Consider the following 8,646-nt stretch of genomic DNA (forward strand, 5'->3'; position numbering starts at 1 on the left):
GGGGTCCCGCCCGGGGTGTTCAACCTGGTCAACGGCGACGGTCCCAGCGTCGGTGCGGCCTTGGCCTGCCATGCCGATGTCGACATGGTGTCCTTCACCGGCTCCACCCGCGCGGGTATCGAAGTGGCCCGGCTGGCCGCGCCCACCGTCAAGCGCGTGCACCAGGAGCTGGGCGGCAAGTCGGCCAATATCCTGCTCGATGACGTGGACCTCGAGGCGGCGGTCAGCACCGGCGTGCTGAGCTGCATGGGCAACAGCGGGCAGTCGTGCAACGCGCCGACGCGCATGCTGGTTCCGGCCCACCTGCACGATGAAGCCGTGGCCATCGCCCGGCGAACCGCCCTCGCCCATCGCCTCGGCGCGCCCGAGGACGAACGCACCACGATGGGACCGGTGATCAGCCAGCGCCAGTACGACGCTATCCAGCGGATGATCGCCGTGGGCCTGGAGGAAGGTGCGCAGCTGGTGTGTGGCGGGCTTGGCCGGCCCCAGGGCCTGCAGCGCGGCTACTTCGTGCAGCCGACGATCTTCGCCCAGGTGGGGCAGCAGATGCGCGTTGCCCGGGAGGAAATCTTCGGCCCGGTGCTGGTCATCCAGCCCTATGAGGACGAACGGCAGGCGGTCGAAATGGCCAATGACAGCGTGTTCGGCCTGGCGGCGTATGTGCAATCGGCAAGCCTGGAGCGCGCCCGCGAGGTAGCGTTGCAGATGCGCGCGGGAAGCGTCTACCTGAACTACCCGGCCTGGGATGCCAATGCGCCATTCGGCGGCTACAAGCAGTCAGGCAATGGCCGCGAGTATGCCCAGTGGGGGCTGGAAGCTTTCCTCGAGACCAAGGCCATCGTCGGTTTCGCCGGCTGAACGCCTGCGCCCGCCTGGATCAGGCGGTCGCGTGGTCCGCCGCGGGCACACGTGCCTGCGCCTTGATCAGGTCGGCCAGGCGCTCGGCGATCATGATGGTCGGCACGTTGGTGTTGGCGCAGGGAATGCTCGGCATCAAGGAGGCGTCGCATACCCGCAGATTATCGACCCCGATCACCCGGCCATCGCCCGTGGTCACCGCGCCGGGGTCATCGGCCCGTCCCATGCGGCAGGTGCCTGACGGGTGCCAGGTGCCGCCGACATTGCGCTGCACGAACTCGCCAAGGGCTGCGTCATTGGCAAGCAGGCGTTCCAGTGTGATGCCCGGGGTGATCAGCCGGTCGACCAGCCAGCCCCGCAGCGGCCCTGCGATGTCCAGCAGACAGCTCAACAGCCCCCGCTGCAGGCCATTGAATGCACCGGGCATCGCCACCTTTGCCACCCGAGGCGAATAGCTGGAGGGGAACACGCGGCTGAGCAAGCCCGTCAGCTCAGGCGCCTGCAAGGTCTTGGCGCCGAAGCGCAAGGCCAGCTTCAGCCGCTGCAGGTCGCGGGGATCGCTGAGCATGGCGAAGTCGACCTCTGGCTCCTGCCCTGGGTCGCTGGACACCAGGCGCAGGCGCCCGCGCGAGTAGGACTTGTTGACCCAGAAAAACACCGTGCCCAGCCGATAGCCAATGCTGTGCCACCCTGAGCGCGACAGGATCGCGCCATGCATGTCGCACTCCACGGTGTCCGCCAGACCGGAGGAGAAGCGGACGATGGCCTGCTCATGGTGTTCGTCGGCAAACGCCGTGCGGCCTTGACGGGTCAGCAGGCCGGACACGGCGATCGAAGGATGTTCCATCAGGTTGCCCCCCACCCCTGGCCGGTCTGCCACCACCGGGATGCCCAACCTGCGCAGGTCAGCGGCCGGCCCGATGCCGCTGCGCAGCAAGACCGCCGGGCTGTGAATCGCACCGCTGCAGACGATCACCTGGCGCGCGGCGATGTCCCGCGTCACGCCTTCGCTTTGCACAATTCGCGCCCCGATCGCCCGAGTCCCCTCGAACAGCACCCGGTCCACGGTGCATTCGCAGCGCAGGCTGAGGTTTGGCCGCTTGCGCACCTCGTCCGTGAGGTAGCAGACCGAGGTCGGTATGCGCTCGCCCTGCTCGCTGACACCGATCGCACCGACGAAGACGCCCTCCTCCCAGGCCGCGTTCTGGTCCGGCCGGCGTTTCAGCCCTCGCTTGTCGAGCACCGCCATCACGGTCTTCACGAAGGGCGAAAGAAAAGGCTCAGGGGTACGCCGGATCCTGACCGGGCCGGCATGGCCATGCAGGGGCCCGCCATGGTCGGTGTCGTTCTCCAGCTTGCGGAAATACGGCAGGCAGGCTTCCCAGTTCCAGCCCTCGGCGCCCAGGCGTTGCCATTCGTCATAGTCGGCAGGTGCCCCGCGGTTGGTCATCAGCGCGTTGATCGCCGAGCCGCCACCGAGGATGCGCGCCTGCTCATAGCGGCGCCGCGTACCGTCCTTGCCCATGCTGGCGCGCAGCGTCTGCCAGATGTTGCTGACATCAAGGTAGGCCCGGCCCGGGTACCGGCTGCGGATCGCAGCCGGCATGCTGCCCTGGGAGATATCGCGGCCGGCCTCGACCAGGCACACAGTGACATGCGGGTCTTCGCTAAGCCGCGCGGCCAGCACGCACCCGGCGCTGCCGCCGCCCAGAATCAGGTAGTCGATCATGATGGTCATCCAGGCGCTGTCCTACTGCACGAACTTGAGCCAGCGATCCTTGGCCGCGATACCTTCGGCCGACGACCACCATTCTTCCGAGAGCATGGCCTGGCGCGCCGCGTTGTCAGGCGCGCTGGGCAGCTGCTTGGCGCGTTCCGCGCTGACTTTGCCCGTGTCGAAGGCCGCCGGGTTGCCCGGGCCATAGTCGATGTATTGCGGCAGATTGGCCTGCAGCTCGGGAGAAATGGCCTCGTTGACGAATTTCACCGCCGTGGCGTAATTCGGCGCGTTCTTGAGGATGCACAACTGGGTGTTTTGCAGGATGCCATCGTTGTAGGTGAAGTCCACATCGGCATTTTCCTTGCGCACCGCGCTGACCCGGCCATTCCAGATCATCAGCATGTCCACCTCGCCATCGCTGAGCAGTTGCGCCGACTGGCCCCCCGAGCTCCACCACACGGCGATATCCGGCTTGATCTGCTCCAGACGCTTGTAGGCCCGGTTCACATCCAGTGGATAAAGCTTGTCGCGTGGCACACCGTCCGAGAGCAAAGCCGCCTCGAGGGTGCCCATGGGGTCGTTGCGCAGCGCACGCGTCCCGGGGAAGTCCTTGACGTTCCAGAAGTCAGCCCAGCTTTGCGGGGTTTTCTTGAGGGACTGCTTGTTGTAGCCAATGACCGAGGAGTAGAACTCGTACGCCACCGAATAGGGCGTGCGGTAGGCTTCCGGCATTTTCGCGGCGTTGGGAATCTGCGCCAGGTCAAGCGGCTCGATCAGCCCTTCGCGGCCGCCGCGCAGGCAGTTGGAAGGCGGGGTGTCGATGACATCCCAAACCGGCTTGCCCGCCTCGCCCTGGGCTTTGACCAGAGGCCAGGCATCGGGGACGCTGTCCTGCTTGATGGTGATATCGAGGCGCTTGGCGGCCGGATCGAGAATCGCCTTGGTCTGCGCCTCCTGATAGGAGCCACCCTGGGAAACAAAAGTGATCTGCTGCGCGACCGCCGGCATCGCGCAGGCTACCGACAAGCACAATAAGGTAGAACCCATCGACAAGGTTTTCATGGCAAAACATCCTGAAGGTAGATTGTTCGGCAGTTGCGAAACCCGGATCGATACCCTTGCGATTGCTCAGCGTTGCTTTTGTTGTCGTACCGAGCGGGCCTGCTGAAAGTACAAGAGGCAAGGTTGGGTCGGCAATGCACGAATAGTCAGGATGGGCATGACGTGAGGTTATCCCCGGGTGGAGTCTGCACTCAACCTCTGCAGCAAGGTGTAGGGATCAGCTCCAGCCCACCTTCATGTTCGACGTCAGGTTCTGCTGCATGAAGTCCAGGAAGCGGCGCTGGAACAGCATCGTGTGCTCATGCGCCGCCTGTTCCGCGGCATCGGCGTCGCGCGCCGCGATGGCGTCGACGATCGAGCCGTGGTCACGGCCCATGCCTGGCGAGCTCGAGGTGCTGAGGATGAAGTCGAAGTGCAGGTGCGACAGCCGCTGCCCTTCACCGAGCAGGCGTTCGTAGTGGCTGGTGAGGTAGGGGTTCTTGCCGGCCCGCGCGATCTCCATGTGCAGGGCCTTGTTCAGCTCGGTCATCATCTGGAAGTCATCGCCGCTCAGCGCCTGCATGTACACCGCTTCCGCCGCGCGAATGCGCGCCAGGTCCTCATCGTTGTGCTGCAGCGCCGCCAGGCGGGTGACCGCCCGCTGCAGCAGGTCGAGCGCGGCGACGTAGTTGGGGAATTCCTCGATCTCGAACGGTGTCACCAGGGTCGTGCGGTTGGGCAGGATGGTGACCAGGCCTTCGGTGATCAGGCGTGCCAAGGCATCGCGAACCGGCGAGCGCGACAGGCCGAACTGGGTGGCCAGTGAGACTTCATCCAGCGGCGTGCCGGGCTTGAGCTTCAGGGTCAGGATCTGCTTGCGAAGCTCTTCATAGATATAACGACCACCGTGGCGCTTGGCGCCGCCCTCTCCCTCTACCGCTGGCTTGCTACTCATCAGGCACCCTAATTGTGATTGCCAGGCCTGCACAGGCCTATGTTGGGAACCCTAGGGTAACGCACCCGGTTGCCGGGCGGCTATCTGGACGGACCGGCTCGCATCCCCTCTGACCTTCCGCTGCCCGGCGCCATTTATTTACAGCGCATGGCGGCCTTCCTTACTTGATGTACCAGCCCCACGGCTGGTCGCTGTCATAACGGGTGATCTGCTTGGTTTCAAGGTAGTTGTTCAGGCCCCACTCACCCAGCTCGCGGCCGATACCGCTCTGCTTGTAGCCACCCCACGGCGCTTCGGTGAAGGTCGGCTGCGAGCAGTTGACCCAGACGATACCCGCCCGCAGCTTGCGCGCGACACGCTCGGCACGCTCCAGATCTCGGGACATGACCGCGGCGGCCAGGCCGAATGGTGAATCGTTGGCTGAGCGCAGGGCATCGGCTTCGTCATCGAAGGCGCGCACGCAGACCACCGGCCCGAAGATCTCCTCGCGCCAGATCCAGCTTTCCTCGGCCACGTCCGCGAAGATCGTCGGTTGCAGATAAAACCCCTTGTCGAGCCCGGCCGGCCGCTCACCGCCGTACACCAGCCTGGCCCCTTCGTCACGGCCGCGCGAAATCGCCGACACGACCTTCTCGTACTGGCCTTTGTTAACCAGTGGACCGAGCAGCACGCCCTCCTCCAGCCCGTTGCCGATGCTGACCTTCTTGGCTTCCTGCCTGAGGCGCTGCAGCAGCGGTTCGTAGAGGCCGCGCTGCACCAGCACGCGGGAGGTGGCCGAGCACACCTGGCCCTGGTTCCAGAAGATGCCGAACATGATCCATTCGACCGCCGCTTCGATGTCGCTGTCGGCAAAGATGATCAGCGGCGACTTGCCACCGAGCTCCAGGCTGATGTTCTTGATGTCGCGCGCGGCCGCTTGCATGATCCGGCTGCCGGTCGGCACGCTGCCGGTGAAGGCCAGCTTGTCGATGCCCCGGTGCGCCGCGATCGCAGCGCCGGCGTCCGCGCCGAACCCTGGCAGCACGTTCAGCACGCCCGCCGGAAGCCCGGCGGCATCGGCGATGCGGGCCAGCTCGAGGGCTGTCAGCGGCGTGATCTCGGAAGGCTTGAGCACGATGCTGCAGCCGGCGGCCAGCGCGGGAGCGACTTTCCAGGCGGCCATCAGCATGGGGAAGTTCCACGGGATGATCGCGCCAGCGACCCCCACCGGCTCCTTGCGGGCAATGGAAGTGAAGCGGTCGTCGGACAAGGCGACGGTTTTCTCCTGGTGGCTGTCGAGCCCCTCGGCCAGCCCTGCGTAGAAATCGAAGCAGCCAGCGGTATCGCCGATGTCCCACAAGGCTTCGGGCAGCGGCTTGCCGTTGTCGCGCACTTCGAGCTCCGCCAGTTCCTGCTGGCGGTCACGGATGCCCTGGGCGATCTTGCGCAATACCTGCGCGCGGGCCGCCCCGCTCATCTGTGGCCACGGCCCCTCGTCGAACGCGGCACGCGCGGCCTTCACCGCGAGGTCGACGTCTTCGGCCGTGGCGGCCGCCACGCGCGCGAGCACGGTTTCACTACTGGGGTCGATGGTGTCGAAGGTGCCGCCTTTGACCGGGGCAACCCATTGGCCATTGATATACAGCTGGTCGTAGGAATTCATGCGTGTCCTCCAGTGAAAGCGAAGCGGTTGGCGCTGAAGGGGGTCAGGTCCTGCGCGGGCGCGCGCCCTGAGACCAGGTCAGCGATCAGGCGCCCGGTGGTGGCGCCGAGGGTGAGCGCCAGGAAGCTGCGCGCGCCAAAAGTCGCCCAGGGAAAATCCATCCTAGTATGGCTGCTGGTCATCGACATGGGATTCGGCCCGACCAGTGTTCCAGGCACGGCCTTCGATGCTCGAGTTCACGGCATCCTGGCCATTGCTCAGGGTGGTCGGGATTTCGGCGCGGCCGGTGAAGCGGCTGCCAACGATGCGCTCGTGACGGCAGGCTTCATCCATGGCCAGCGGCTTGCCTGTTCACAGGCAGTGGATCACTCAACGAATGTAGCTACCACCGTTGACATCGAGTGTTGCGCCATTCAGCGATGCCTGAGATGGCCGCAACGTAAACGCTACGAGTTCAGCAATCTCGATGGGGCTCGCCATACGTCCCACTGGAATATCCGACACCGCTGCTGCTTCGCCATGCTGGGCGATGAATTGCTCGGCCATGTCAGTACGCACCCAACCCGGCGCGATCGCCACCGCCACCACACCCTCGCTTGCCACACTGCGGGCCAGCGATTTGGTCAGGTTGATCAAGGCTGCCTTGCTGCTGCCATAAGGCAGTGCATCAGCCGCATAGCCGCCCTGTGCGGCACGGCTGGCCATGTTGATGATGCGGCCACCACCGTTGACTCGATAATGCGCTACCGCTGCACGGCAGAGGTCGGCTGCGGCGAAGAAATTGATCTGGAACTCCCGGCGCCAGGCCGCACGCCACTGCTGTGCAGGTGCCTCCAAGGGAATTTCGGTCCGGATGCCCGCATTGTTGACCAGGCCATGAATACGTCCGCCTGCCAACTCCAGAGCCGCCAGCCAGAGCTGTTCCGGCCCGGATTCATCACTTAGATCCCCCTGAACGATCCAGCCGTTGCCACCAATTTGCTCCAGCAATTGACTAGCGCCTTGTGCGTCACGGCTGTAGTGGATGAGCACCTTGGCACCTTCGGCTGCCAGCTGCCTCACAATCGCGGCACCAATGCCGCCGGACGCACCCGTCACTAGCACTGTCTGCCCGGTCAGAGGACGTGTGAAATCGTTCATCAAAACTCACCTTCCGTTGTCGAGAATGGTAGATGCCGCGTACTCCACAGGGGCACACGGCACCCCGCTTGTTCAAGCTATTGCTTGCCGGCGTTGGCTTCGAGTGAAGCTTTGTCGACCAGTTTCTGGATCTCTCCCGTCTCGCGGCGCTGGGACAGGTAGATATTCAACACTTGCAGATCGGCAGGTGAAATGTCCCGGCGCACGCCGAACGATACACCCTGCTTGGCCAGAGCCGGTTTGGGCAGAATCTCGCGTGTCCAATCAGGATTGGCCAGGGCAAACAGGTGGTTGGTGTCGCTGGCGTCGACAAGCACATCAGCGCGCTTGGACATGACCGCCAAACGGGCTTCGTCCATACCAGGCAAACGCATGATCTTGCCGCTACGGATCACCGAGGAAATGGCCTTGTCCTGAGCAGTACCGGACATCACGGCAAAGGTCACCTCTGACTTGTCGAGCGCCACGATATCGTCCTTCACATCGCTCAGTTTCGGGTTGCCCTTATTAACCAGCAAAGACACTTGGTAATCTGTTGCCGGCACGGTGAACGCTACTGCCAACGCACGCTCTGGCGTCTGGTTGAGCGCCATGGCCAGATCCCACTTGTTGCTCTGCAACCCGGCGACGAGGTTGTCCCAGTTGGTATCGACAAAGGTGACCTTCACCTTAAGTACCTTCTCGCCAAAATCGCGGCACAGGTCTACGAAGTAACCGCTGTAATCCCCCGATTTCGCATCACGCATCACATAAGGTGCAGCGACAGCCGCGCCACATCGCAATACCCCCGCCTTCTGCACGTCCTGCCAAAGCGAAGCTTCAGCGGCCTGTGCGGCCGAATAAGCCAGCAGGGCGCCGAAAAGACTCGCACCCACAAAAAAACGTTTCAGATACGACGGGACTGGAAGAACCATTTCACACCTCACTGATATTCATTGTTTTTGGCAGGAAGGTAAGGCATTTTCTGCATGCGATTTTGTGTGCATGACTGCACTCACAATAAAAATTATGATGGACGCTGTCAACAGCTCTTGGAGGCGCGATGACGCGCTGATTGAACTGTTTGTGATGCAGGCGGAGCCGGAGGGTAAAGCCTTCATGCTCGCTCAGGCCGTTTGGTGAGCATAATGGAAACAAAGCGTGAGAAAAAATGGATTTAACTCAACAATAGTTTCACCTCAAGCTGTTGAGATCAGTAGGTCCGACGCTTGCGTCCGGACAATGAATGGAGGTCGAGCATGGATTTGAGCGATGAGCTGGCGCTGTTGATTCGCCAGGAAGAAACCC

General features: G+C 63.4%; 9 protein-coding genes. 1 reads left to right on the forward strand and 8 read right to left on the reverse strand.

What is annotated here, in order from left to right:
- Positions 1-861: aldehyde dehydrogenase family protein (locus tag VJS90_RS03285; protein ID WP_324119065.1), on the forward strand; the 861-nt coding region annotated here is incomplete at its 5' end.
- 19 nt (positions 862-880) lie between these two features.
- On the opposite strand, the gene VJS90_RS03290 is transcribed toward VJS90_RS03285, so the two are convergent.
- The 8 genes from VJS90_RS03290 to VJS90_RS03325 all read right to left on the reverse strand — a co-directional run bounded on the left by VJS90_RS03290 (position 881) and on the right by VJS90_RS03325 (position 8,273).
- Positions 881-2,590, reverse strand: coding sequence for a GMC family oxidoreductase (locus VJS90_RS03290; protein ID WP_324119067.1), 1,710 nt, complete (start codon positions 2,588-2,590; stop codon positions 881-883).
- 21 nt (positions 2,591-2,611) lie between these two features.
- Entirely contained in the window at positions 2,612-3,643 is a 1,032-nt protein-coding gene (locus VJS90_RS03295; RefSeq protein WP_324119069.1) for an ABC transporter substrate-binding protein, read from the reverse strand.
- A gap of 217 nt (positions 3,644-3,860) precedes the next feature.
- Positions 3,861-4,577 (reverse strand): GntR family transcriptional regulator, encoded by a 717-nt coding sequence (locus VJS90_RS03300; protein ID WP_324119071.1) that lies wholly within the window; start codon positions 4,575-4,577, stop codon positions 3,861-3,863.
- Between the two features lie 160 nt (positions 4,578-4,737).
- On the reverse strand, positions 4,738-6,219 hold the full coding sequence (locus VJS90_RS03305) for an aldehyde dehydrogenase family protein (RefSeq protein WP_324119073.1): 1,482 nt from the start codon (positions 6,217-6,219) through the stop codon (positions 4,738-4,740).
- On the reverse strand, positions 6,216-6,380 hold the full coding sequence (locus VJS90_RS03310; protein WP_324119075.1) for a hypothetical protein: 165 nt from the start codon (positions 6,378-6,380) through the stop codon (positions 6,216-6,218). Before VJS90_RS03310 ends, VJS90_RS03305 begins: the two co-directional genes overlap by 4 nt.
- Position 6,381: 1 nt before the next feature.
- Positions 6,382-6,552 carry a proline racemase family protein gene (locus VJS90_RS03315; protein ID WP_324119079.1) on the reverse strand — a complete coding sequence of 57 codons (171 nt, stop codon included), beginning with the start codon at positions 6,550-6,552 and terminating at the stop codon, positions 6,382-6,384.
- 36 nt (positions 6,553-6,588) lie between these two features.
- Positions 6,589-7,359 (reverse strand): SDR family oxidoreductase, encoded by a 771-nt coding sequence (locus tag VJS90_RS03320; protein ID WP_324119081.1) that lies wholly within the window; start codon positions 7,357-7,359, stop codon positions 6,589-6,591.
- 77 nt (positions 7,360-7,436) lie between these two features.
- The gene (locus VJS90_RS03325) at positions 7,437-8,273 is read right to left on the reverse strand and encodes a transporter substrate-binding domain-containing protein (protein ID WP_324119083.1); all 837 of its coding nucleotides are present in this window, start codon (positions 8,271-8,273) and stop codon (positions 7,437-7,439) included.
- Between the last annotated feature and the right edge of the window lie 373 nt (positions 8,274-8,646).

It is taken from the genome of Pseudomonas sp. (assembly GCF_035277045.1).
GTDB lineage: Bacteria > Pseudomonadota > Gammaproteobacteria > Pseudomonadales > Pseudomonadaceae > Aquipseudomonas.

Excerpts from the sequence above, each read along its gene's own strand:
- VJS90_RS03290 (WP_324119067.1), bottom strand. The coding sequence starts at position 2,590 with ATGATCGACTACCTGATTCTGGGCGGCGGCAGCGCCGGGTGCGTGCTG.
- VJS90_RS03295 (WP_324119069.1), bottom strand. The coding sequence starts at position 3,643 with ATGAAAACCTTGTCGATGGGTTCTACCTTATTGTGCTTGTCGGTAGCC.
- VJS90_RS03300 (WP_324119071.1), bottom strand. The coding sequence starts at position 4,577 with ATGAGTAGCAAGCCAGCGGTAGAGGGAGAGGGCGGCGCCAAGCGCCAC.
- VJS90_RS03305 (WP_324119073.1), bottom strand. The coding sequence starts at position 6,219 with ATGAATTCCTACGACCAGCTGTATATCAATGGCCAATGGGTTGCCCCG.
- VJS90_RS03310 (WP_324119075.1), bottom strand. The coding sequence starts at position 6,380 with ATGGATTTTCCCTGGGCGACTTTTGGCGCGCGCAGCTTCCTGGCGCTC.
- VJS90_RS03315 (WP_324119079.1), bottom strand. The coding sequence starts at position 6,552 with ATGGATGAAGCCTGCCGTCACGAGCGCATCGTTGGCAGCCGCTTCACC.
- VJS90_RS03320 (WP_324119081.1), bottom strand. The coding sequence starts at position 7,359 with ATGAACGATTTCACACGTCCTCTGACCGGGCAGACAGTGCTAGTGACG.
- VJS90_RS03325 (WP_324119083.1), bottom strand. The coding sequence starts at position 8,273 with ATGGTTCTTCCAGTCCCGTCGTATCTGAAACGTTTTTTTGTGGGTGCG.